The following is a 21,517-nucleotide window of genomic DNA, read 5'->3' as shown; positions in this document are numbered from 1 at the left end:
GGAGCGTTACGGGAGGGGCGTGAATATCAAAGCATGTTTGCATGAGGCGCTGGGGCACCCCATGCAACACGTAATTGGGACATAGCCAATACAAAAGGTATCTGATGACAGGGTGAGTGCTTTATTATAGACTTCTGGATGTCCAGACATATTTACCGATGCAGTACAGGGAGTAAGCATGCCGATCAAGATCCCGGATCAGTTACCCGCCGCCGAAGTGCTGGGGCAGGAGAACATCTTCGTGATGACGGAATCCCGGGCCGTCACCCAGAACATCCGTCCGCTGCGGGTGCTCATCCTCAACCTGATGCCAAAGAAGATTGAGACCGAGATCCAGCTGATGCGGATGCTCTCCAACTCGCCGCTGCAGGTGGATGTGGATCTGCTGCGCATCGATGACAGGGAGTCAAAGAACACGCCACAGGCCCATCTGGAGAACTTCTATCACGACTTCGAGCAGGTGCGTGGCAACAACTACGACGGCATGATCATCACAGGGGCGCCGCTCGGGCTGGTGGAGTTCGAGGAGGTGGTCTACTGGCCGCGCATCGTCGAGATCATCGAGTGGTCCCATCAGCATGTTACCTCCACCCTGTTCCTCTGCTGGGCGGTGCAGGCGGCGCTGAAAGCCTTGTATGGCATGGAGAAACAGACCCACGGCGAGAAGCTCTCCGGGGTTTACCGCCACCATCGTCTCGATGAGCACGAACCGCTGCTGCGCGGTTTCGATGACGAGTTTGTCGCCCCCCACTCCCGCTACGCGGCGTTTGATGGCGATCTGATCCGCGCCCAGACCGACTTGCAGATTTTTGCCGAGTCAGAAGAGGCGGGGGTCTATCTGGCGGCGACCAAGGATTGTCGTCAGGTGTTTGTCACTGGCCATCCGGAGTACGATGCCCTGACGCTGGACGGGGAGTATCAACGGGATCTGGCGGCAGGGCTCGAACCGGTCATTCCGGTCAACTACTACCCGAATAACGATCCGGGCAAGACCCCGCGCGCCAGCTGGCGCAGCCATGGTCATCTGCTATTTGCCAACTGGCTCAACTACTACGTCTATCAGCTCACCAGCTATCGGGTGGAAGATATCGGCAAGGTCTTTACCTACGACCAGGGAGGCAAATAGTCAGTCGCACTGCGCCAGCCGCTCGGCCAGCTGGTCGAGCCATTGGCGGTGGCAGGCCAGGGTAAACGCCTTGGGTCTGTGGGCCTTGATGGCGGCCATCGCCTCTTGCTGTGGCTGGCCGAGGGTCATCAGCAGCGCGGCGGCGACCAGACCGGTACGACCGCTGCCCCCTTTGCAGTGGATGACCAGATGTTTGCCATCCCCCAGCAGCTCGCGCAGCTGTGGCAGCGCCTGTTGCCAGGCCGCCTCGAAGTCGGTGTCGGGGGCCAGATCATCCTCGATGGGCAGATGGAACCAGCGCATCCCTTCGTGCTCGACCTGCTGGCCGAGCTGCGCCAGTTCGAGTCGGATCAACTCGGCGCTCGTCATCAGGGTCACCACCCCGTGGGCACCGGCCAGCCGCAGTTGATCGAGCGCCAGGGTCAGCGGCACCTGCTGGGTGCCGGGGCAGGGGGTCAGCAGCAGCTGACCATCGACACGGGGAACCTCAAGGCTCCAGAAGGGGTGATACGGGTGCATGGCGGATCCTCGCGTGGTGGCCGCAGGGCTGCGACCGGTGAATGGCGCCAAGGATAGGCGGGGCAGGGGGGATGTCAATGGCCGTTGTGTTTGCCCCGGTTTACGGGCAGAGTCTAAAAAATTGAGCGGTTCAAGGAGTTAAGATGAGAAACCTGGATCAACTGGATTTGGATATCCTGGCCCATCTGTTTCGGGATGCTGGCATGACCAACAAGGATCTGGCCGCGCTGGTGGGCGTTGCCCCCTCCACCTGTCTGGAGCGGGTGCGCAAGTTGCAGCAGGATGGCGTGCTCAAGGGCGCACACTGCGAAGTGGATTATCAGGCCCTCGGTGGCCACATTCAGGCCATGGTCTCCCTGCAGCTGGCCCGCCACAGCCGTCAGATCATCGATGCCTTTCGCGATGCCATTCTGGCGCTGCCCGAAGTGATCAGCCTGTTCCACATGGGGGGCAAGGATGATTTTCTGGTGCACCTGTGTGTCTCCGACACCGAACACTTGCGCAACTTCGTCTTCGATCACTTCACCTCCCGCGAAGAGGTGGTGCACCTCGAAACCTCGCTGGTGTTCGAGCACAAGTTCAGCCGCTCCCTGCCCTGCTTTCCCCAGCCATAACGGCCAGTGGGCCGACAGTATGAATAGATAGAAAAAACCGCCAACTGGCGGTTTTTTCCATTCTGCTATCGGTGAATCAGCACGGGCGGCTCAATTGGCGGCGGTGCGTTTATCCTTGGCCGTCTGATAGAGACTCTTCTGATAGGCCATGCTGCCCCAGAGTGCCAGACCAAGGGCAGCCTCCTTCATGGCGTCCGGTTGCGCTGCCGGGGTCAGCTTCTCGCTGGCATCATCGTAGACATAGCCTTCCGCCGCGCGTTCCGGTTGCAGGATCACCACATCCTTGCCACGCATCAGGGCGAAGTTCTTGTCGTACTGCATGATGGCGCGCCCCGGCCAGTCGGCAGGTATGCGCGTCAGATCCTTGCCGAGCATGGGGTAGTCGGCACTGATCCCCATCAGGGAGAGCAGGGTCGGCGCCATGTCGATCTGGCTGACGATGCGCGGATCCTTCCTCGGTGCAATACCGTCGCCCACAATGACACCGGGGATATGGAAGCGGGGGATGGGCACCAGACTGGCGCCACCGACCCGGCTGTCGTGGTCGGCGATGACCAGGAACAGGGTATCCTTCCAGTATTCGGACTGTTTCGCCCTCTTGAAGAACTCGCCGATGGCGTAATCCGCATACTTGGCCGCGTTGTTGCGGGTCTGCTTGGGTTGCTCGAAGAGTTCGATGCGGTTGTCCGGGAATTCAAACGGATCGTGATTGCTGGAGCTGAACACCAGACTGAAGAAGGGCTTGCCCTCTTTGTGCAGCGACTTGAAGGTCTCGTCGGCCTTGGCCATCAGATCCTCGTCGGAGGCGCCCCAGGAGCCCTTGAACACCGGATTGTCGAAATCCTTCTGCTCGACGATGGTGGTGAAGCCGTTGCCGAGGAAGAAGCTGCGCATGTTGTCGAAGTGACTCTCGCCGCCATAAATAAAGCTGGTGTCGTAACCCCGCTGTTTGAGCAGATCCGCGATGGTGAAGAAGTTGGTCTGGCTCTTGCCGAGTTTGACCACCGACTGTGCCGGGGTTGGTGTGAAGCCGGTCAGTACCGCCTCGATACCGCGCACCGAGCGGGTGCCGGTGGCGTAGAGCTGCTCGAAGGCCCAGCCCTGCTGCGACAGGGCATCGATGTTGGGGGTGAGCGGCAGGCCGCCGAGAGAGCCGACAAACTGGGCGCCCAGGCTCTCCTGCAGCAGGATCACCAGATTCTTCGGTTTACCCTGGAAGCTCGCCTGGTTGAAGGTCTGGCTGGGCAGCAGATCGGAGTTGAAATCACTGGCCGGACGGCCACTCTCCCTGCGCATGACCTCGAGCACCTTCTGAGGGGTCATCTCGCCGTAAAACTGGCCGGCATCCTCCTCGGCGCCCATCTGCTTGATGGCAAAGAAGAGGGAGTAGGCGGAGTTGACGGTGAGCGAGTTGACCAGCGGATCTTCGGCAAAGGCGACCATGGCCGGGTTCAGGGCGCGGTGGCCGAGACTGGAGCGGGCACCGAGAAAACCTATGGCCAGAATGAGCAGGGCGAAGGCAGGACGCAGATACCAGCGGGGGAAGCTGAGGCTACGCACCAAACGGCCGCTCAGCCACCAGCCACCGGCCAGCACGGCGCCACTGAAGAGTACCGCCAGCAGCAGCTCGGCTTTGCGGCCCGCCCACAGCATGGCGAATACCTCTTTTGGATAGATGAGATACTCCACATAGAGACGATTGGGGCGTAATCCGTACTCATTGATAAACGAGGGGGTGGAGATCTCGAGGAACAGCATCAGCCAGAGTCCGACGGTCAGCCAGACACGCATCAGTTGCAGCCAGCCCCGGCCGATGGCATGGGGGCCTGCCAGCAGCAGGGTGAGCATGGCTGGGACGCCCCAGACCCAGCAGAGGGTCGCAAAGTCGACCCGGATCCCTTGCAGCAGCATCTCCTGCCAACCGGCCACGGCATCCACCCGTTCCAGTTGCCAGAGGCCGAGGGCGATTCGGCTGAAAGAGAGAGAGAAAAGCGCGAGCGCGCAGAAGATGGCGAAGGGCCAAAACGGGCCGAGTCGCTGTTTTAGATCTGTCATGTTTGTTCCTCAATGAGACTCTAAACGTCTGTCCACAGACGTTTTTTTAGTTGTTGTGAGGTTATGACAGATCGAACCGGTTAAGGTTGCATTCAAGTTTGTTAAAAGTCGGCATTAACACATTTATCATCCAGAAGTGTGATGTCACGCCACTAATGAGCACAGCATAATCTGCTGGGTAAAATGTGAGCCACGGCGTGTATGGATGGGGAGCTGGTGTTTATAATTGCCGCGAATTATCTCAATCGGAGCCGAAGGGATGCCGGTCTTTATCGATGTCGAGTATGTGCGGGGATGGCGCTTGTTTCTGGTGTTATCGGATGGCACCACGGGGGGGCTGGATCTGACCCCCTGGCGAACCCAGCCGCTGTTTGCAAAGCTGGAGAGCGAGCGTCACTGCGCCCGGGTCTTCATCAACCGTCACCACCAGCTGGAGTGGCCTGTTGGCTGCACGCTATCCGCCCATGAGGTCTATCACCTCATCTCTCCCATCGATGAGCGGGAAGCCTTCAGCTAATCCCCATTTTTTGTGAGCCAACGCCAGATTCCTGTTACTGGAATGTTTGCCCGTTTGCCTTTCTGAGCCAACTTGGGTAAAACCTGCGCAACATTTTGCCAACTTGCCTTCGCTTCACCTGACAGAGGCTTGCCGCTTTCGCGCCGCAGGCCTTTTTTGCGGCCTGACGGCAAACCTTTCCCTTGCTGAAAGGTTTGGTTGGTTGAATGAGAATAACAAAACAAACAAATACATAAGGAAAATGTATGGCTTGTCATATGCGCACACCCCTTGCCCTGCTGGTTGGTGGACTCGCCTGTCACGGCGCTGCCGGTCAGGAACCGGTGCAACAGCTGGATCCCATGGTGGTGGTGGCAACCCGCCCCGCTAGCACACTTGAAGTGACACTGGATCCCAAGAAGCCCGGTTCCCCCATGCCCGCTGCCGACGGTGCCGGTTATCTGAAGAATGTCACCGGCATGAGCATGGTGCGCAAAGGGGGGCTCGGTGGCGACCCTGTACTGCGGGGGATGGGGATGTCCCGCCTCAACGTGCAGATGGATGGCGGCATGCTGGCCGGTGGGTGTGGTGGCCGGATGGACCCGCCCACCGCCTATGTGTTCCCCCAATCCTTTGACCGGATCCGGGTGCTGAAGGGGCCGCAATCCCTCGAGCAGGGGGCGACCCTGGCGGGAACCGTACTGTTCGAGCGGGACAGGCCCGAGTTCACCGCACCGGGCCTCAAGGCCGATGCCTCGGCCCTCTATGGCAGCTTTGGCCGTGATGATCAGATGGTGGATATGACGGCGGGCTCGACCGACGGCTATCTGCGCGGTCAGTTCACCCACTCCGACAGCGACGATTACCGCGATGGTCACGGTAACAAGGTGCGTTCTTTCTATCGCCGCGAGAACGGCACCGCCCAGCTGGGCTGGACACCGGGGGAGCACACCTGGCTGGAACTCACCGCCGAGCGCAGCAATGCCCGTGCCGCCTATGCGGATCGCACCATGGATGGCCCCATGTTTGATCGCGAATCCTTCGGGCTGAAGCTCAAGCAGGAGCAGATCACCACTCACTGGCAGCGCAGCGAGCTGACCCTGTGGGACAACTACATCGACCACATCATGGACAACTTCAGCCTGCGGCAAAACAGCGGCATGAAGATGCTCTCCAACCCGGATCGCCGCAATACCGGCGGGCGCTGGGCCAACGATATCGCCCTGCCTGCCGGCTGGCTGCTGACCGCCGGGCTAGACAGCAACCGGGATCAGCATCGCAGTCGTAGTGGGGTCGACTATGCCACCAAGGATCGTCAGCGCACCCTGCGTTTCGAGCAGCAGGGCGGCTTCGCCGAACTGGGTCGTCAGCAGGGGGCTCACAGCTACAAGGGCGGTTACCGTCAGGATAGGGTCGAGACCACCCGCTATGGCGCCGGTGAACAGACCCTCTACAGCGATACCCTGACCCTGAACAGCGGGTTTGGCCGCTACGAGTACCAGTGGTCGCCCCGCTGGTCCAGCTATCTGGCGTGGGGGCAGGCAGAGCGGGCGCCGGACTACTGGGAGCGCAGCAAGGACAGCACCCCGTTCACCCTCAACCCGGAGCGCAGCCGTCAGTGGGATGCGGGGCTGGCTCTGCGCAGTCGCGAGCTGGACCTGACCCTCTCCCTCTTTAGCGCCGATATCAAGGACTACCTGCTCTACAACAGCAAGTCGAACAAGGTGCGCAATATCGATGCCCAGACCCGGGGTGGCGAGTTGGAAGGGCGCTGGCAGTTTGCCGAGCAGTGGCGTCTCGATGGTGGTCTGGCGGTGGTCTACGGCGAAAACCAGAGCGACAACAAACCGCTGGCTCAGATGCCACCGCTCGATGGCAAGCTGGCCCTTGGTTGGCAGCCAAATGAGGTGCTGAACTTCACCCTGCTGGGACGCGCCGTGGCGGCGCAGGATCGGGTAGATCTCTGGTCTGGCACCGTTGCGGGTCAGGATCAGGGCGAGACTCCGGGCTTCTTCACCATGAACCTGAGCGGCGCCTGGCAGTTTGCCAAGGGGTGGCAGCTCTCGGCCGGGGTGGACAACCTGTTCGACACCTTCTACTACGAGCACCTCTCCAAGTCGGTGCACAGCAGTCAGGCCGGGCTGGGCTACGAGCAGAGCGGCCGCATCCCCGAGCCGGGTCGCTCGTACTGGCTCTCGCTCAACTACCGTTTTGCCTCGGCGGGTGTGCTCTAACCAGTTGAGTCAGATAACGTTTTCAGTCACAGACACCGCTGTGTGAGCATCGCTATCATGGTGAAAAACAGGCGTATCAGACGCCTGCTCTCACAGCGGGAACATAACAATGAAACAGGGAACGTTACGCTATGGCGGCCTGCTCGGGGCCGCTCTGTTACTGGCGGCTTGCGGCGGCAGCGGTAGTTCAGGTGGGGAGAGCGCTCCCCCCGTCGTCAATCCGCCGGTCACCCACCCTCCGGTCGCCACGGCCAGTCGTGCCTGCTATGGCGACGATCAACCCGCCTGCAACCTGCGCATCTATCAGGTGATGGTGGAGTCGTTTGCCGATGGTGACGGCAGTGCCAACTACGGCGTCGGCTATGGCCCCTCCCAGCACAACGGTGATCTGCAGGGGATCATCGACAGTCTCGACCACATCAAGAGTCTCAACGTCAACGCTATCTGGCTCACCCCGGTGTTCGACTCCTGCGCGGGGCAAGGCGGCGATAACAAGCTCGATGCCACCGGCTACTTCGCCTGCGACTTTTTCACCGTGGACCCCAACTTCGGCAGCAATGCCAAGCTCAAACAGCTGGTGGATGCGGCGCACCAGCGCGGCCTCTATGTCTTCCTCGACGGGGTGTTTGGCCACGTCAACAAGGTGGGGGTGAGCAAGCCCTCGCCAGAGGGGCGTCTGCCAGCCCTCACCAGCGGCGGTGCGGGTTATCCCGGCCAGCTGGTGGATTACAGCAAGCCGGAAAGCCTCGCCTACTTCAAGGAGGTGGCCCGCTACTGGGTCGAGCAGTACGGTATCGACGGCTGGCGCCTCGATCAGGCCTATCAGCTTGGGCTGGATGATTGGCGCGCCATTCGCAGCGAGGTGGAGCAAGCCAGCGCAGCGCGCAAAGCGGCAGGGCAGCAGTGGGGCACCCTCGGCTACATGGTGGGCGAGGTGTGGAAGGGGGCTGACGATATTCGCGCTCAGGCTTATGGCAGCAGCGACAATCCGGCACTTTCATCTGCGTTCGACTTCCCGCTACGCTACGGCATCGTGCAGGCACTGGCGGTGGAGGAGTCCGGCAAGGGCAGCCAGGGGGCCAGCGTGCTCGATGCCAGCTGGAACAAGGTGGAGAACTACCCGAATCACGCCATGCCAAACCTGATGTTGGGCAACCACGACCTGGTGCGTTTTGGTGATCTGCTGGAGCGCGGCAACTTCAAGTCGACCGAGTACTGGCAGCGCCACAAGGCAGCCTTCAGCTTTATGGCGGCCCGCTCCGGCCCCATCACCTTCTACTATGGCGAGGAGTTTGGCGACGAGGTGCCGGGCTTTGCCGCCAAGGTCGGCGGCGACTGTGCGGCGCAGGGCTTGTGCGACGATCATGTGGCCCGCAGCGACGGCAAGGTGCCCGCTGTCACCGGCTTTGTGCCGGGTAGCGAACAAGCCGAGCTGAAAGAGTGGCTCGCCCAGCTGCTGGCGATGCGTGCCGCCCACCCAGCTCTCTATCAGGGAGAGCGAGTCAAACTGGTGGCCGATGGCAGCCTCTATGGTGATATCAAGCAGACGGCGAGCGAGCAAGTCGTCTACCTGCTCAACCTCTCCACCACTGCGCTCAGCTACAACCTGCCTGCGGGCAAGCTGCGCAGCGGTAGTGCGCTGGTGGATCTGCAAAGCGGCGAGAGTCTGGCCATCGGCGGCAGCAGCGTGACGGTGGAGATACCACCCTTGAGCGGGCGTTTCCTGCGTCTGCAATAAGTCAGCCGCAGCACGCTTTGATATGAGAGAGGGCCCCATCGCGGGGCCCTCTCTGTCATTGTGGGCGACAAAGTCATGGCGGGGTTATGCGGTGCTCTGGCCCCGGTTTTCCAGCCGCTGGCGGAAGGCGCGGGCCAGTCGCTCGTAGAGATCCTGCGCCTCCTTGTCTTCGATATCACCGCGGATCCAGGGGTTGTCGACGATCTCCAGCAGCACGCAGTCACGCCCTTGCTGGCGCAAATCGAGCCCGTAGAGGCCATTGCCGAGCTGATGGACGGCGCGGCGGGCGGTCTGCAGTACCCGCTCCGGCACCTCGTTAAGCGGCAGCGCCTCGATGCGGCTCATGTCGAGGGGGTGCTTGCGGCGGCGAATGCGGTTGCCGGGTTCGGGCCGGTAGCGGCGGCAGGCGAACAGCGGCGAGCCGTCGAGAAAGCCGATGCGCCAGTCGAACTCGGCGGGGATCCGGCTCTGCACCAGCAGCAGGGCGGAGCGGCCCAGCCCCTCGTCCAGCAGGCGGGCCAGCTGTTGCTCGTCGCTGGCCATGGCGAGATCGCGCCCCTGTGCCCCGTCGGGCACCTTCACCATCAGCGGCAGGCCGAGCCGCTGTACCAGCTCGTCCACATGGTGGCGGCCGCGGCGGGTCACCACCATGGTGGGCGGCATGGGCACGCCGCTGCGCACCATCAGCTCGTAGAGATAGAGCTTGTTGCTGCAGGCGAGGATGGCGCGGGAGCTGTCGATCACCGGCATTTTCAACTGTTCGGCACGGTGGGCGAATTCGAAGGTGTAGTGACCGACCGCGGTTTCGGCCCGCAGCCAGAGGGTGTCGAACTCCGGCAGCCGCTCGATGGCCGACGGTGGCAGGATCTCGGCCCGGATGCCTTGGGCGGCGGCAGCCCGGATAAAGCGCTCCAGCGCCAGCCCATCACTGCTGGCACGGCCATCATCGGGGTCGACCAGAATGGCGAGCTGGTAGAGCGGCGCTGCCTGCTCCTCGTCGCCGGCCCCCACCAGCGCCTGGGCGTGGTGCAGCATCAACTCTTTCTCGCTTGGGCTCAGCTCCAGCGGCGACAGGCTCTGCTGCTGGCGTACCGACCAGCCGTGGCGACCGCGCTTGAGGGTCAGCTCCTGCAGCGGCAACTGGCTCAGGCCATAGTAGTAGCGGGCCAGCCCCGCCAGCTCGCTCTGTTCACACTGGCCGAAAATGGCGCGCACTCTAATCCGATCCTCGCTCTGCTGGGCCAGCCACCCCTGTGCCTTGCGCCACAGCTTGGCCGGTGGCTGCTGGGGTTGCAGTCGGCTGATGGCCTGCAGACCCGGCAGGCAGTGGTGGCCGCGGGCCTGGGCCAGCAGCGAGCAGTAGTAGCCTGCGCTCAGGTGCTCCAGATTGCGGCAGAGGTTGATGATGCGGGGTCGGCCGCCGGTGGTCGGCACGCCATGTTGCAGATAGGTGCGGGCGGTCAGCAGATAATCGGCATGGCAAGGCCAGTCGCCCAGCTCTTCGACGATGACATAGGTACTCATATTTTCGGCTCCACAGATCAGACTGCCTGAACAGGCAGGATCCCCAGTGGGCTTCGATGCACCGACAAGCACGACAATGGCGCGAGGGGAAACAAGAGGTTACAGTGCCTAATATGACGCCTTGGTAACTTGTGATACAAGTCGCATTTTTGGTGCTGAGGATAAATAACCGAACAAGGACTCTCCGTGTTGACCGTACGTGCGGCCCGAACCGATGATCTGGGCGCCATCGTTAATCTGGAACGCTACTGTTTTCCCCCCGAAGTCGCCTTTGGCCGCAGCCGCTGGCACTATCTGCTGGCCCACGCCAAGGGACACACCCTGTTGCTGCTGGACGAGAAACATCAGCTGATGGGCTATCTCTGCCTGCTGGAGCACAGAGGCTGGGATCGGCTGGTCATTCAGGCGCTGGCCATCCGCTGGACGGTGCGTCGTCTGGGCTGGGCCCGCCGTCTGCTGGAGCAGGTGATCTGCGAGGGCAAGGCCGCTGGCTGGGGGGCGATCCGGCTGGAGGTGGCGGATGCCAACGAAGAGGCGCTGGCGCTCTATCAGGGATTGGGATTTCGTCCCCAGCAGCGGCTGGCGGACTACTATGGCCGCGACCAGCATGCCCACCGGCTGGTGCTGCCGCTGGTTAGCGACGAGGAGCGTGAGCGGCGCAGAGTGGCTCGCACTCAGGCGCGCAAGCCGTCTTCACGGGCCAACTGATCATGTTGAACGAGCAGAATCGAGGAGCAGGATGAGCTGCGACAACTGTCTTGCCTCCGCCATCAGGGCCAAGCTGGGGCGCTGTCCGGTCTGCGCCATCCAGACCTTCATCATTGGTCTGAGTGGCTGGCTGGTCTGGTGGTGGTGCGGCGCCGACACCTCGGTCAACGCCCTCACCGGCCTGCTGTTTGCGCTGGGTGGCTCGGGCCTGCTGCTGCTCCATCTGGTGGTATTTGTCTGGCGCAAGGCGACCGGACGTGAATTGAGCGATGAATAAATCAGATTGGTTTCAACAACATAAATAACAATATCGGTTGAGATAATGGAGGTTCAGATGATTGCAATGGTAACGGGCGCTTCGTCCGGTTTTGGTGAGTCCATCAGCCGCCAGCTGGTGCAGGCGGGCTACAAGGTGATCGGTACCGGCCGCCGTGCCGAGCGGCTGGCTGCGCTGGCTGACGAGCTGGGCGAGCAGTTTCTGCCGCTGGCGTTCGACGTGCAGGACAAGGCGGCCACCCGCGCCGCTATCGCCGCTCTGCCAGCCGCCTGGAGCGAGGTGGATCTGCTGGTCAACAACGCCGGTCTGGCGCTGGGGCTGGAGCCGGCTCACAAGGCGGATCTGGAAGATTGGGAGCAGATGATCGCCACCAACATCAGCGGTCTGACCCTGCTCACCCGATTGCTGCTGCCGGGCATGGTGGCGCGCAATCGCGGCCACATCATCAATATCGGCTCCATCGCGGGCACCTACCCCTATCCGGGCGGCAACGTCTACGGCGCCACCAAGGCATTCGTGAAGCAGTTCAGCCTCAATCTGCGCGCCGATCTGGCGGGCACCACCATCCGCGTCACCAACGTGGAGCCGGGCCTGTGCGGCGGCACCGAGTTCTCCAACGTGCGTTTCCACGGTGACGATGCCAAGGCAGCCTCCGTCTATCAGGGGGTGGAGGCGATCCAGCCGGAAGATATCGCCAATACCGTGCTCTGGGTTAGCCAGCAACCGGCCCACGTCAACATCAACAGCATCGAGATCATGCCGGTGGCGCAGACCTTCGGCCCGCTCAATATCAGCCGCCGCTGATCGCTGCATTGGCTGAAACGAAAGAGGCTCCCGTGGGAGCCTCTTTGCGTTGGCGAGTCGATCAGAGGCTCATGATCTTCTTGAACTCCTCCTCCGAGTACTTCTTCTCGGTGCGCTTGGTGAGATCCGTCATCAGCTTGTAGCGCAGTTCTTTGGCCATCCGATAGGTCTGCTCCAATTGGCCATAGGAGTAGTCGGCGGCCAGCCCAATGGCAGTAGCCTTGTCGCTGGCGTAGGCCTGCTTCAGGCTCTTGTCGAGCAGCGCCACCTCTTTGTAGAGCTTGCTGCTCTCCTTGCTCCAGACGCCGCGCAGCAGCGGCAGGTACTTGTCCGGATCGGCGCTGGCCAGCGCGGTCAGGCTGCGGAACTGCCAGTAGGCGGAATAATCGGAGTAGCTGTCGCTGCCGGTGCGATAGGGCAGGGGGTAGGATTCCAGGGTGTTGTAGAGCGGCACCATCACAGATTCGGCCAGCACGCCGTAGCTCTGCCAGATGAGCCCCTGCAGCTCTTTGGGCATCTCCTTGCGCAGCTGGATGACGTGGGATTCGAGCTGGCGATCAATGCGGATTGGCCGCTCCGCCTTACCCGCCAGCGGCGTGCCGTCATAGGTAGCGCTCAGCAGCCTTGCCACGTCCGGCACAGCGATGAGGGCATCCGGTTTCATAAACAGCGGATATTGTGCCTGCCGGGTCGCTTGTTTGTGGGAAGCGGTCAGCATTTTCTGGCCGAGCCACTCCCGATCCACGTTATATGGGTCAGCGATGACCCCGAACGCCTTGGCGAAGTTGAACTCTTTCGGGTCGGCGTTATCCAGCAGTTTGTGTGCGCGTACAAATTCCAGCAGTTTGGGCGAGTGCAGCACATCGGCGCCGTCGAGATTGACGCTGTGGATGCGCAGGCCGTTGGCCACCATGGCGTAGCTGTCGTCCGGCACCCGCACCGCGATCCAGTGGTGGCCGGAGCCAATCTCCATCAGCCAGGCCTCGTTCACATCCGCCAGATAGAGGCTGTTGCCCTCACCGGCGCCATATTGCTCCACATAGCGGCCAAGCAGCTCGACCCCCTCTTTGGCCGTCCTGGCCTGCGGCAGGATCAGGGTGGGGATGATGGCTTCAATCACTCCCTTCTCGATCAGCGGATCGGCTTTTTGGGCCTTGTCGTTGACCTCGGCACTGGTGGTGGCCGAGATGGCGACGTTGAACTCGTTGATGCCGCGCTCCTCATAATATTTGCCTGCCGGATCGCTGGTTGTGGCATCCCAGTCGTGGATGGCGGAGTAGGCTAAGAATGCCTTGGGCATCGGCACTTCCAGCCCGTTGCCAAGTTTCCAGAGTTTGCCTTCGTTCTGCTGTGCGGGCCGGAATGCGAGGTACTTGTTCCAGTTGTTGACGCCAAAATCCTCGTTTCTGGCGATCATCACGCTGCCATCGGCACTGGCTCCCTTGCCGACGATGAGGCCGGTACAGGCGTCGGCACTGGTGCCAAGCAGGGTGAGCAGGGCGGCGGAGAGAAGACTCAAGGTGTGTGTTTTCATAGGTGTACCCGAAGGGTTGCTGTGAGTGAGAGTCAGACGAGGGGATGAGGTGTGGGGAGGCTGCAACTCCGAACTGGCAGCGGAGTGAGCACGGCAGATTGGTCTGCCTGTTATTGGTTTTTCGAACAGATCATCCATGACACGGCTGGCTGGTTATTATGTGCGCCAAAATTGTATGTCTCGCTGGTTGTTTGTTTTGTGATCGATGGAGCGTTCCTGCGGTTTATATGGTGCAGTGTTTGTGGGGCAGCGGTATGTGTCGGAAATCGGGATAAAAGCAGCGGATGAGTCATGATTCTGACGCCGCATCGGGGCTGTAACCGCTGCCAGGCTTGCCAGAGCGGTGACCTCACCCAATCTGACAAGTTGGCCTGTAACTTGCTGGTTTTATTGTCAAAGGTGGGGCCAGACCCCATACCGCCGCATTCAGTCAGCCCGCTCCGGCGGGTCGGCACACAGAACGGGAGTCTTCATGGATATCAAACCCTACAGCCAGCAACTTGCCCAGAGCGCCTCCAACAACCGCGCCCTCGCCACCCTCAACAGTGCCAGTAGCGGCGGTCAGGGCGGTGGCTGGGAGGAGATGGTCAGCCTCTCCACCCAGCGCATGACCGGCCAGGCCCAGCAGGTGCTGACCTACGAACATCTGGCCAAGAACAACAAGTTGCCACCGGCGCTGGATATGAGCTCCGACAAGGGGGGCGTGGTGCAGCAGCTGGTGGACAAGGCGCTGGGTTTCGATCGCAAGAAGTTCAACGAGATCGAAGAGAAGCTCAAGACCATCGCCGATAACAAGAAGCTGACCCCGGAAGAGCGGGCGGAGCAGAGCAAGCCGCTCAACGAGCAGCGAGAGGCGATGCTCAAGGAGGCGATGGATCGCCTGACCGGCAAGAAGAGCTCACCCAAAGATGAGGCCAAAACCGCCTGATCCCGTCACTGTTGTATGAGATACCCGGTCGGCACCGATGGGCCAGTGTCGACCGCCGATGGGCAAGCTTCTGCCACCTCTTTTGACCTCACCTCCCCACAGGCGCACAATGTCCGCGTATTGAGCCAGTCGAGGAGTCCGCCGTGTACAACTTCCAATATGCCAATCCGACCCGTATCTGTTTCGGCGAGGGGCAGATCGCCAGCCTGCCCGAACTGATCCCGCCCGGCAGCCGGCTGCTGGTGCTCTACGGCGGTGGCAGCATCAAGCAAAACGGCGTCTATGAGCAGCTGACCCGGGCGCTGGAAGGGGTGACGTGGCAGGAGTTTTCCGGCATCGGCGCCAACCCCAGATTCGAGCTGTTGATGGAGGCGGTGGCGCAGGTGAAGCGCGAGCGCATCGACTTCCTGCTGGCGGTCGGTGGCGGCTCCGTGGTGGATGGCACCAAGTTTGTCGCGGCGGCCGCCTGCTACGAGGGGGATGACCCCTGGGATATCTGCGGCAAGCAGGCGAGCGTGCACAAGGCGCTGCCGATGGGCTGCGTGCTGACCCTGCCAGCCACCGGCTCCGAGAGCAATCCCACCTCGGTGGTGAGCCGGGGGGATGTGAAGATCTCCTTCAGAAGCTCGCTGGTGCAGCCGCAATTTGCGGTGCTCGACCCGACCACCACCTACAGTCTGCCGCCGCGCCAGACCGGCAATGGAGTGGTGGATGCCTTCGTCCATATTGCCGAGCAGTACCTCACCTTTCCGGTGGGAGGCGAGGTACAGGATCGGCTGGCGGAAGGTTTGCTGCAGGTGCTGGTGGAGAACGGCCCCAAGGCGCTGGCGGAGCCGACCAACTATCAGGTGCGGGCCAATCTGATGTGGGCCGCCAGTCTGGCGCTCAACGGCCTTATCGGTTGCGGGGTGCCGCAGGATTGGGCCTCTCACGCCATCGGTCATCAGCTGACGGCGCTTTACGGGCTGGATCACGGCCAGAGCTTGGCTGTGGTGCTCCCCTCACTGCTGCGTGAGCGGGCGAGCCAGAAGCAGGACAAGCTGGCCCAGTTTGCCGAGCGGGTGTGGCATTCGACCCGCGAGGACAAGGCCCTGCGCATCGAGGAGGCGATCATCCGCACCGAGCAGTTCTTCCAGAAGATGGGACTGGGTACCCGGCTGGCTGACTATGGCCTCAGCGAAAGTTGCATTCCGGCGGTCTGCTCCAACCTCAAGCGGGTCGGGCGCACCGCGCTCGGTGAGCAGCAGGATATCGACCCGGATCGGGTGGCACGCATTCTCGCCCGCGCGCTATAAGCCGGCGCCGGTTTGTGTCCCTGGCTGATTCATTTTCCCAATTAAAGAGGGCCGCTTGTTGCGGCCCTCTTGCATGACGGGTTTGCCGATCACTCGGTGCGCGCCTTCAGATAACCGGCGTAATCCGGGATCTGTACGCTGAATGCCTGCCGCATATGGGGGCTGTCCATGATGAAATCGGCGGTCGCCTCGTTGGTGGCGACCGGGATGTTCCACACTGCCGCTAGGCGCAGCAGCGCCTTCACGTCCGGATCGTGGGGTACCGCATTGAGGGGATCCCAGAAGAAGATCAGCACGTCGATCTTCCCTTCGGCGATCAGGGCGCCGAGCTGCTGGTCGCCACCCATGGGGCCGGAGAAGAGGCAGGTGATGGGCAGTTGTGCCTGCTTGCCGAGCATGGTGCCGGTGGTACCGGTCGCATAGAGATGGTGGAGCTTGAGCTCCTCCTTGCGGCGCATCACCCAGTTCAGCAGAGGGGTCTTCATGTTGTCGTGAGCCACCAGAGCTACCCGTTTGTGGGGCGCCATCTCGCGTGCAATCTGTTCCATGGAAATCGTCCGTAGCATTGTTATTGGAAGAGAGCCGTATCCTAATCGAAAGCCATGACAGATGCTGTGTCGGGCGTATTAACTGTGATCCTGTCGAAAAGTTTTCGGGTTATGCGACTCAAATATGGCGGCCCAAATAAAGAGACCCGCGCTGGCGGGTCTCTTTGCTTGCTGGCCTGCTGGCTCAGGAGCCGTGGTGCAGTTGCGACTGCTGGTAGTTCTCCAGCCCGATGCGATCGATAAGGTCGAGCTGGGTCTCCAGCCAGTCCACATGCTCCTCTTCATCCTCCAGGATCTCCTGGAACAGGTCGCGGCTGATGTAGTCCTGTACCGACTCGGCGTAGGCGATGGCCACTTTCAGGTCTGGGATGGCATCCATCTCCAGCGAGAGGTCGCAGCGCAGCATCTCTTCGACGGTCTCGCCGATGCGCAGCTTGCCCAGATCCTGCAAATTGGGCAGCCCTTCGAGAAACAGCACGCGCTTGACCAGCTCGTCGGCGTGTTTCATCTCATCGATAGACTCGTGATACTCCTTGTGCCCGAGCGCCTTGAGGCCCCAGTCATCGTAGATGCGGGCGTGCAGGAAGTATTGGTTGATGGCAATCAGCTCATTGGCCAGCACCTTGTTGAGGTGGGCAATGATCTTGGGATCTCCTTTCATCGACAGTGCTCCTTGGTTCGTGCCTGAGGCTTCGATCGTTAGAGCTTAGTCCAGAAAAGTGACAATAAGAGGTCTGGCGAGCCAGCTCGCCTGAGAAAAGGGGTGACCCTGTTGGCGGGTCGCATCAGAAAAGAGGTGTCTGGATCAGGCCACTTCGTAGTAGAGCACGGGTTGCTCCTGCTCCATCTTGTCGAGCTCGGCGGCGATGATCTCCATGGTCATGCGCACGCATTTTCCACATTGGGCGCCAACCTCGAGCGACTGCTTGAGCTGGCGGAATTCGCTTTTACCTGACTGCACCGCTTTGCGGATCTGGGTATCTGTGATGCCGCGGCACAAACAGACGTACATGATGGTCACCTCTTGTGGAATGAGATGAAATCTAAATGAGAATGGTTCGTAGTGCAAATAACCATTGGTAATAAGATCCCCTGCTTGCCACTGTGCAACCCCTTGGGGACAATGCTGGAAACCAGAGGAGATCACCATGCTCAAGAAACTGTTCAGCGCCCTGTTCGGGGGCGAGCCGACCAAGGCGCCGGAAGTCACTCCCACCGAATATGCCGGTTATCTCATCTATCCGGAGCCCATGGCGGAAGGGGGTCAGTACCGATTGGCTGGCCGCATTACCAAAGAGCTGGATGGGGTGCTGCAGACTCACCGCTTTATCCGCTCCGATCTGTTTGCCAATCCGACCGATGCCGAGCGTTTCATGGTGCAGAAGGCCCACACCTTTATCGATCAGATGGGAGATCGCATGTTCGAGCCCCGCAAACCGGCTGACAGCCAAGCTTCATGACACTGCAAGAGGTCACCCTGCTGCGCGAGGCGCTGGCCCGCGCCGGTGAGCGGCGCTTGATCTGGCTGGAGGGGGAGGAGGCCGAGTGCATTGCCCGCGCTCAATCCCTGCTCGGTGAGACCATTTTTTGGCTGGGTGCCGGGCCCGAGTGTTATGCCCCGCAACCCGCTGCCAAGGCGCTGCAGCGGCTCGGTCAGGAGTGTGACACGCTGGTGTTCAACGCTTTCAGCGGTTTTCACCCCGATGCGTTTGGGGCGCTGGCTGGCACCCTGCGTGCCGGTGGCTTGCTGTTGCTGCTGACTCCACCCAGAGCGCAGTGGCCCGCATGGCCGGATCCTGACCGGATCCGGCTGGTGGCCCAGCCGGAGGAGGCGGGCCGGGCCGGTCACGGCTTTATCGCCCGACTGGTGCGGTTGCTGGCGGGGGATCCTGCCCTCTCTCTGGAGCCGCCGGTTTGCTCGCAGCCGTGGCAACCGATTGGGCCCGAACGCAGGCTGAGCTGCGATCAGACACGGACACTGCCCGCCATCCACAAGGTGTTGCACGGCCATCGTCGTCGGCCGCTGGTGCTGAGTGCCGACCGCGGTCGTGGCAAGAGTGCGCTGCTGGGGCTGGCAGCCGCCGAGCTGCTGCGTCAGCAACCCGGACTGAACATAGTGGTGACAGCCCCTTCGCAGGCAACGGTAGCGACCCTGTTTGCCCACGCCGCTCGCGGGCTAGATAGTACGCCGGAACAGCTGACCGGACTGCGCTACTGCTCGCCGGATCGGCTGGCGCACGAGGCGATGAATCCCGATCTGCTGCTGGTGGATGAAGCGGCCGCCATTCCGACCCCGCTGCTCGAAGCCATGCTGGCCCGCCACAGTCGCATCGTGTTTGCCACTACCGAGCACGGTTACGAGGGGACGGGGCGCGGTTTTCACCTGCGCTTCAAACGGGTGCTCGATAGCCAGACCCCGGAGTGGCAGGAGATCCACCTGAGTGAACCGATCCGCTGGAGTGAGCGTGATCCGCTGGAGCCGCTGATTTTCCGCCTGCTCGGCCTCAATGCCGAAGTGGCAACTCCCTTGCCGCCTACCAGCCCGAGCTGGCGTCTGGTCAGCCAAGAGGCTCTGGCGAGCGATGAGACGTTGCTCAACCAGCTGTTCGGCTTGCTGGTGCTGGCTCACTACCAGACTACGCCGAGCGATCTCAGATCCCTGCTGGAGAGTCCGGATCTCGACATCCATCTGCTGGAGCAGGATGCGAGCCTGCTGGGTGTGGCGCTGGTGGCGCGGGAAGGGGAGATAGAGCCCGAACTGGCCGAGGCGATCTGGGCCGGTCGCCGCCGTCCGCGCGGCCATCTGCTGCCCCAGTCGCTGCTGGCCCACGCCGGTTTCAAAACGGCGGGGGCGAGCAGCTACGCCCGGGTGATGCGTATTGCCATCCATCCCGAGCTACACCGCCACGGGTTGGGATCGCTACTGCTTGGCAGGCTTGAAGAGCATTATCGTCAGGCGGGGATCGATTACCTTGGCTCCGCTTTTTCGGCCAGCGCCGACCTGCTCCCTTTCTGGCGCAAGGCTGGATTTACGGTGCTGCGCATTGGCCTGCAACGGGATGCCGCCAGTGGCTGCCACGCAGCCCTGCTGCTAAAGGCGCTGAAACCCGAACATGAGCCCGAGCTGGATCAGTGGCAGCAGCGCTTCATTCGCCAGTTGCCGACCCTGCTGGCCGGCGAGCTGAAAGGATTGGATCCCGAGCTGGTATGGCAATGCCTGCAAGGCAGTACCGTCACCGCAACTGAGCTTGGCGAGTTCGAGCGCGATGAGGTTGAGTGCTTTGCCCTGCATCACAAGCCGTTCGAACTGAGCCAATCCAGCCTGCAGTTGTGGTTGGCGCGCCATCTGGCTGTGCTGGCTTCACTGACTCCTGACGAGCGTTATCTGCTGATCGCAGCCATCTGGCAATATGCCGACAGGGGAAGACTGGCTGCGAGGTTGCAACTGGCTGGCAAGCCCGCCGTGATCAAGAGTTTGCGTACGCTGCTGGCGCGTCTCTTGAGTTCCTCTACCACTCGATAGGTTTGCCCTGCCAGTCGAGAAAGCTCAGCTCGCCATCCGGTTGCAGCCGGTTCATCAGCTGCACAAGATGCTCGGCTACCAGCTCGGGACTCTGCACATTTCCTGGCGGTACATTGGCGTGAAACGGGCGAGAGAGTGGGGTATCCACTGTGCCGGGATGGAAGGCCAGCAATTTGACGCCGAGGGCCCGCCGGGCCAGCTCGATGGCGGCACACCTGAGCAGCATGTTGAGGGCTGCCTTGGATGCACGATAGCCATACCAGCCGCCCGCTCGGTTGTCACCAATGCTGCCGACCCGGGCGCTGAGAACGGCCAGAGTGCAAGGCTCGCGGCCAAACAGCGGTAACAACTGGTTGATCCAGCGCAGCGGCAGCAAGGCATTGGTCTGGTAGAGGCGGGTCATGGCATCCAGATTGATTGCTTCGAGCCGCTTCTCTGGCTGGATCTCCCCCTGATGCAGGATGCCGTTGCAGATCACCACCCGATGCGGTCTCGGCGCCAACTCCGCGATGCGGGCTACCGCAGTTGCCATCTGCTCATCGCTGTAATCACAACATAGCCAGTGCAGGGCTGGCGAAGAGGCTCCTGCTGGTGCGGGTTGACGACTGATGGCAATCACTGGCCCGATACCCGCCGCCAACCAGTGTGTCACCAGAGCCGCCCCGATACCGCCAGAAGCGCCAATCACGACGATACCTTCACTCATCTCAGGCTCCTTGTGAGTGCATGATGGATTTCACCATCCGCCAATGTTGTCCTGATTGGCAGATACGCTCCCACCAGCCTGCGGGATCAAGCGGTTAACGCTGCAATCTTGCCGAGATCCGAGCCGTTGGGTGAATTCCATCCCTATACTGAGGGAAAACCGCAGCGGTCTGCTGCCCGCGCAACCAGAATGAGAGTCACCATGATGTCCAAAGATGGGGAAGAGCGTAAATCTATCCTGACCGAAAGTGGCACCAACGAGCTTGAGATCATCGAGTTTCACCTCAAGAAGCAGCTACCGGACGGCCGTGATAAAACCGCTTATTACGGGATCAACGTCGCCAAGGTGCGCGAGGTGATCCGGGTGCCGGAAACCACCGATTACCCCAATGCCCAGCGCCATATGGTGGGGGTATTCTCCCTGCGGGAGCGCCTGATCCCGCTGGTGGATCTGGCCGGTTGGCTCGGCATCAAGACCAACCCTGACCCCAGCCACAAGGTGGTGATCGTCACCGACTTCAACAAGATGGCCAACGGCTTTCTGATCGACAGCGTCAGCAGAATTCACCGGGTCTCCTGGGAGGATGTGGAGTCTCCTAGCCAGTTCCTGGAGGCGGGGGAGAACGACTGCGTGGTGGCGGTAGTCAGGCGCGATGGCAACCTTATCATGATCCTCGATTTCGAGAAGATCATCGCCGATATCAACCCCGAGCTCAGCATGGAGAAGTACGACGTCACCCAGGACCGCAAGGTGCTCATCGACGATCGCATGATGGCGCTGCGTCAGGGCAAAACTATTGGCTATGTCCCAATTACGTGTTGCATGGGGTGTCCCAGCGCCTCATGCATACACGCTTTGATATTCACCTCCTTCCCGTAACGCTCCAGC

General features: G+C 61.4%; 21 protein-coding genes and 1 pseudogene. 13 read left to right on the top strand and 9 right to left on the bottom strand.

Features of this window, described 5'->3' with window-relative positions:
- Window positions 1-178 precede the first annotated feature (178 nt).
- The gene (gene metA / locus ACW5W8_RS20885; RefSeq protein WP_440144940.1) at window positions 179-1,126 is read left to right on the top strand and encodes a homoserine O-succinyltransferase MetA; all 948 of its coding nucleotides are present in this window, start codon (window positions 179-181) and stop codon (window positions 1,124-1,126) included.
- On the opposite strand, the gene ACW5W8_RS20880 is transcribed toward metA, so the two are convergent.
- Window positions 1,127-1,645: a cyclin-dependent kinase inhibitor 3 family protein gene (locus tag ACW5W8_RS20880; protein ID WP_498630109.1), complete on the bottom strand. Its 519-nt coding sequence runs from the start codon at window positions 1,643-1,645 to the stop codon at window positions 1,127-1,129.
- A 143-nt stretch (window positions 1,646-1,788) separates the two neighbouring features.
- Here ACW5W8_RS20880 and ACW5W8_RS20875 point away from each other — a divergent pair, with 143 nt between their 5' ends.
- A complete protein-coding gene (locus ACW5W8_RS20875; RefSeq protein WP_005336001.1) occupies window positions 1,789-2,259 on the top strand; it encodes an Lrp/AsnC family transcriptional regulator in 471 nt (156 codons plus the stop codon).
- Window positions 2,260-2,349: 90 nt separating this feature from the next.
- Here ACW5W8_RS20875 and ACW5W8_RS20870 read toward each other — a convergent pair whose 3' ends face one another.
- The gene (locus tag ACW5W8_RS20870) at window positions 2,350-4,314 is read right to left on the bottom strand and encodes an LTA synthase family protein (protein ID WP_498630107.1); all 1,965 of its coding nucleotides are present in this window, start codon (window positions 4,312-4,314) and stop codon (window positions 2,350-2,352) included.
- Window positions 4,315-4,573: 259 nt separating this feature from the next.
- Between ACW5W8_RS20870 and ACW5W8_RS20865 the strand changes: the two genes are divergently transcribed.
- Window positions 4,574-4,831: a DUF2442 domain-containing protein gene (locus tag ACW5W8_RS20865; RefSeq protein ID WP_335834125.1), complete on the top strand. Its 258-nt coding sequence runs from the start codon at window positions 4,574-4,576 to the stop codon at window positions 4,829-4,831.
- On the opposite strand, the gene ACW5W8_RS20860 is transcribed toward ACW5W8_RS20865, so the two are convergent.
- Window positions 4,828-5,088, bottom strand: a complete 261-nt coding sequence (locus ACW5W8_RS20860) for a hypothetical protein (RefSeq protein WP_498630105.1) — start codon at window positions 5,086-5,088, stop codon at window positions 4,828-4,830. The genes ACW5W8_RS20865 and ACW5W8_RS20860 overlap by 4 nt on opposite strands.
- Between ACW5W8_RS20860 and ACW5W8_RS20855 the strand changes: the two genes are divergently transcribed.
- Both ACW5W8_RS20855 and ACW5W8_RS20850 read left to right on the top strand, forming a co-directional pair.
- Entirely contained in the window at window positions 5,077-7,044 is a 1,968-nt protein-coding gene (locus ACW5W8_RS20855; RefSeq protein ID WP_498630103.1) for a TonB-dependent copper receptor, read from the top strand. The two genes, ACW5W8_RS20860 and ACW5W8_RS20855, sit on opposite strands and share 12 nt — an antisense overlap.
- A 109-nt stretch (window positions 7,045-7,153) precedes the next feature.
- Complete coding sequence (locus ACW5W8_RS20850) at window positions 7,154-8,782, top strand: alpha-amylase family glycosyl hydrolase (RefSeq protein ID WP_498630102.1); 1,629 nt, start codon at window positions 7,154-7,156, stop codon at window positions 8,780-8,782.
- 84 nt (window positions 8,783-8,866) lie between these two features.
- Here the strand turns inward: ACW5W8_RS20850 and ACW5W8_RS20845 are convergent, their stop codons facing one another.
- Window positions 8,867-10,306 carry a RimK family ATP-grasp domain-containing protein gene (locus tag ACW5W8_RS20845; RefSeq protein WP_498630100.1) on the bottom strand — a complete coding sequence of 480 codons (1,440 nt, stop codon included), beginning with the start codon at window positions 10,304-10,306 and terminating at the stop codon, window positions 8,867-8,869.
- 186 nt (window positions 10,307-10,492) lie between these two features.
- On the opposite strand from ACW5W8_RS20845, the gene ACW5W8_RS20840 reads away from it, so the two are divergent.
- From ACW5W8_RS20840 to ACW5W8_RS20830, 3 genes are read left to right on the top strand one after another with little or no spacing between them, the layout of a single operon-like run.
- The gene (locus ACW5W8_RS20840; protein ID WP_498630098.1) at window positions 10,493-11,014 is read left to right on the top strand and encodes a GNAT family N-acetyltransferase; all 522 of its coding nucleotides are present in this window, start codon (window positions 10,493-10,495) and stop codon (window positions 11,012-11,014) included.
- 31 nt (window positions 11,015-11,045) lie between these two features.
- Window positions 11,046-11,291: a DUF3624 family protein gene (locus ACW5W8_RS20835; RefSeq protein ID WP_421332775.1), complete on the top strand. Its 246-nt coding sequence runs from the start codon at window positions 11,046-11,048 to the stop codon at window positions 11,289-11,291.
- A gap of 57 nt (window positions 11,292-11,348) precedes the next feature.
- A complete protein-coding gene (locus ACW5W8_RS20830) occupies window positions 11,349-12,095 on the top strand; it encodes an SDR family oxidoreductase (protein ID WP_498630096.1) in 747 nt (248 codons plus the stop codon).
- A gap of 61 nt (window positions 12,096-12,156) precedes the next feature.
- Here the strand turns inward: ACW5W8_RS20830 and ACW5W8_RS20825 are convergent, their stop codons facing one another.
- Complete coding sequence (locus tag ACW5W8_RS20825; protein WP_498630094.1) at window positions 12,157-13,629, bottom strand: C69 family dipeptidase; 1,473 nt, start codon at window positions 13,627-13,629, stop codon at window positions 12,157-12,159.
- 472 nt (window positions 13,630-14,101) lie between these two features.
- On the opposite strand from ACW5W8_RS20825, the gene ACW5W8_RS20820 reads away from it, so the two are divergent.
- Window positions 14,102-14,557, top strand: coding sequence for a hypothetical protein (locus ACW5W8_RS20820; RefSeq protein WP_498630092.1), 456 nt, complete (start codon window positions 14,102-14,104; stop codon window positions 14,555-14,557).
- A gap of 143 nt (window positions 14,558-14,700) precedes the next feature.
- A complete protein-coding gene (locus tag ACW5W8_RS20815; RefSeq protein WP_498630090.1) occupies window positions 14,701-15,852 on the top strand; it encodes an iron-containing alcohol dehydrogenase in 1,152 nt (383 codons plus the stop codon).
- 89 nt (window positions 15,853-15,941) lie between these two features.
- Here the strand turns inward: ACW5W8_RS20815 and ACW5W8_RS20810 are convergent, their stop codons facing one another.
- The 3 genes from ACW5W8_RS20810 to ACW5W8_RS20800 form a co-directional block, all read right to left on the bottom strand.
- On the bottom strand, window positions 15,942-16,400 hold the full coding sequence (locus ACW5W8_RS20810) for a methylglyoxal synthase (protein WP_005354960.1): 459 nt from the start codon (window positions 16,398-16,400) through the stop codon (window positions 15,942-15,944).
- A gap of 184 nt (window positions 16,401-16,584) precedes the next feature.
- Window positions 16,585-17,061, bottom strand: a complete 477-nt coding sequence (bfr, locus tag ACW5W8_RS20805) for a bacterioferritin (RefSeq protein ID WP_005354959.1) — start codon at window positions 17,059-17,061, stop codon at window positions 16,585-16,587.
- 144 nt (window positions 17,062-17,205) lie between these two features.
- Window positions 17,206-17,412, bottom strand: a complete 207-nt coding sequence (locus ACW5W8_RS20800; RefSeq protein ID WP_005335965.1) for a bacterioferritin-associated ferredoxin — start codon at window positions 17,410-17,412, stop codon at window positions 17,206-17,208.
- A gap of 136 nt (window positions 17,413-17,548) precedes the next feature.
- Between ACW5W8_RS20800 and ACW5W8_RS20795 the strand changes: the two genes are divergently transcribed.
- Together ACW5W8_RS20795 and ACW5W8_RS20790 are read left to right on the top strand one after the other, a co-directional pair.
- Window positions 17,549-17,860, top strand: coding sequence for an HlyU family transcriptional regulator (locus ACW5W8_RS20795; RefSeq protein WP_416034566.1), 312 nt, complete (start codon window positions 17,549-17,551; stop codon window positions 17,858-17,860).
- Window positions 17,857-19,923, top strand: a complete 2,067-nt coding sequence (locus ACW5W8_RS20790) for a tRNA(Met) cytidine acetyltransferase TmcA (RefSeq protein WP_498630087.1) — start codon at window positions 17,857-17,859, stop codon at window positions 19,921-19,923. The genes ACW5W8_RS20795 and ACW5W8_RS20790 overlap by 4 nt, the downstream gene beginning before the upstream one ends.
- Here the strand turns inward: ACW5W8_RS20790 and ACW5W8_RS20785 are convergent.
- Window positions 19,910-20,629: an SDR family NAD(P)-dependent oxidoreductase gene (locus ACW5W8_RS20785; RefSeq protein ID WP_498630085.1), complete on the bottom strand. Its 720-nt coding sequence runs from the start codon at window positions 20,627-20,629 to the stop codon at window positions 19,910-19,912. The two genes, ACW5W8_RS20790 and ACW5W8_RS20785, sit on opposite strands and share 14 nt — an antisense overlap.
- Before the next feature lie 201 nt (window positions 20,630-20,830).
- On the opposite strand from ACW5W8_RS20785, the pseudogene ACW5W8_RS20780 reads away from it, so the two are divergent.
- Window positions 20,831-21,427, top strand: a pseudogene (locus ACW5W8_RS20780) (chemotaxis protein CheW); the annotation flags it as partial.
- Window positions 21,428-21,517 lie beyond the last annotated feature (90 nt).

This window comes from Aeromonas aquatilis (assembly GCF_054052405.1).
Note: the sequence above shows the minus strand (reverse complement) of the source record. Positions and strands in the feature narration are given on the sequence as shown.

Coding starts and splice junctions, on each gene's coding strand:
- ACW5W8_RS20855 (WP_498630103.1), top strand. CDS start 5,077: ATGGCTTGTCATATGCGCACACCCCTTGCCCTGCTGGTTGGTGGACTC.
- ACW5W8_RS20870 (WP_498630107.1), bottom strand. CDS start 4,314: ATGACAGATCTAAAACAGCGACTCGGCCCGTTTTGGCCCTTCGCCATC.
- ACW5W8_RS20880 (WP_498630109.1), bottom strand. CDS start 1,645: ATGCACCCGTATCACCCCTTCTGGAGCCTTGAGGTTCCCCGTGTCGAT.
- ACW5W8_RS20860 (WP_498630105.1), bottom strand. CDS start 5,088: ATGACAAGCCATACATTTTCCTTATGTATTTGTTTGTTTTGTTATTCT.
- ACW5W8_RS20825 (WP_498630094.1), bottom strand. CDS start 13,629: ATGAAAACACACACCTTGAGTCTTCTCTCCGCCGCCCTGCTCACCCTG.
- ACW5W8_RS20795 (WP_416034566.1), top strand. CDS start 17,549: ATGCTCAAGAAACTGTTCAGCGCCCTGTTCGGGGGCGAGCCGACCAAG.
- ACW5W8_RS20790 (WP_498630087.1), top strand. CDS start 17,857: ATGACACTGCAAGAGGTCACCCTGCTGCGCGAGGCGCTGGCCCGCGCC.
- ACW5W8_RS20830 (WP_498630096.1), top strand. CDS start 11,349: ATGATTGCAATGGTAACGGGCGCTTCGTCCGGTTTTGGTGAGTCCATC.
- ACW5W8_RS20875 (WP_005336001.1), top strand. CDS start 1,789: ATGAGAAACCTGGATCAACTGGATTTGGATATCCTGGCCCATCTGTTT.
- ACW5W8_RS20865 (WP_335834125.1), top strand. CDS start 4,574: ATGCCGGTCTTTATCGATGTCGAGTATGTGCGGGGATGGCGCTTGTTT.
- ACW5W8_RS20820 (WP_498630092.1), top strand. CDS start 14,102: ATGGATATCAAACCCTACAGCCAGCAACTTGCCCAGAGCGCCTCCAAC.
- ACW5W8_RS20800 (WP_005335965.1), bottom strand. CDS start 17,412: ATGTACGTCTGTTTGTGCCGCGGCATCACAGATACCCAGATCCGCAAA.
- metA (WP_440144940.1), top strand. CDS start 179: ATGCCGATCAAGATCCCGGATCAGTTACCCGCCGCCGAAGTGCTGGGG.
- ACW5W8_RS20845 (WP_498630100.1), bottom strand. CDS start 10,306: ATGAGTACCTATGTCATCGTCGAAGAGCTGGGCGACTGGCCTTGCCAT.
- ACW5W8_RS20850 (WP_498630102.1), top strand. CDS start 7,154: ATGAAACAGGGAACGTTACGCTATGGCGGCCTGCTCGGGGCCGCTCTG.
- bfr (WP_005354959.1), bottom strand. CDS start 17,061: ATGAAAGGAGATCCCAAGATCATTGCCCACCTCAACAAGGTGCTGGCC.
- ACW5W8_RS20835 (WP_421332775.1), top strand. CDS start 11,046: ATGAGCTGCGACAACTGTCTTGCCTCCGCCATCAGGGCCAAGCTGGGG.
- ACW5W8_RS20785 (WP_498630085.1), bottom strand. CDS start 20,629: ATGAGTGAAGGTATCGTCGTGATTGGCGCTTCTGGCGGTATCGGGGCG.
- ACW5W8_RS20810 (WP_005354960.1), bottom strand. CDS start 16,400: ATGGAACAGATTGCACGCGAGATGGCGCCCCACAAACGGGTAGCTCTG.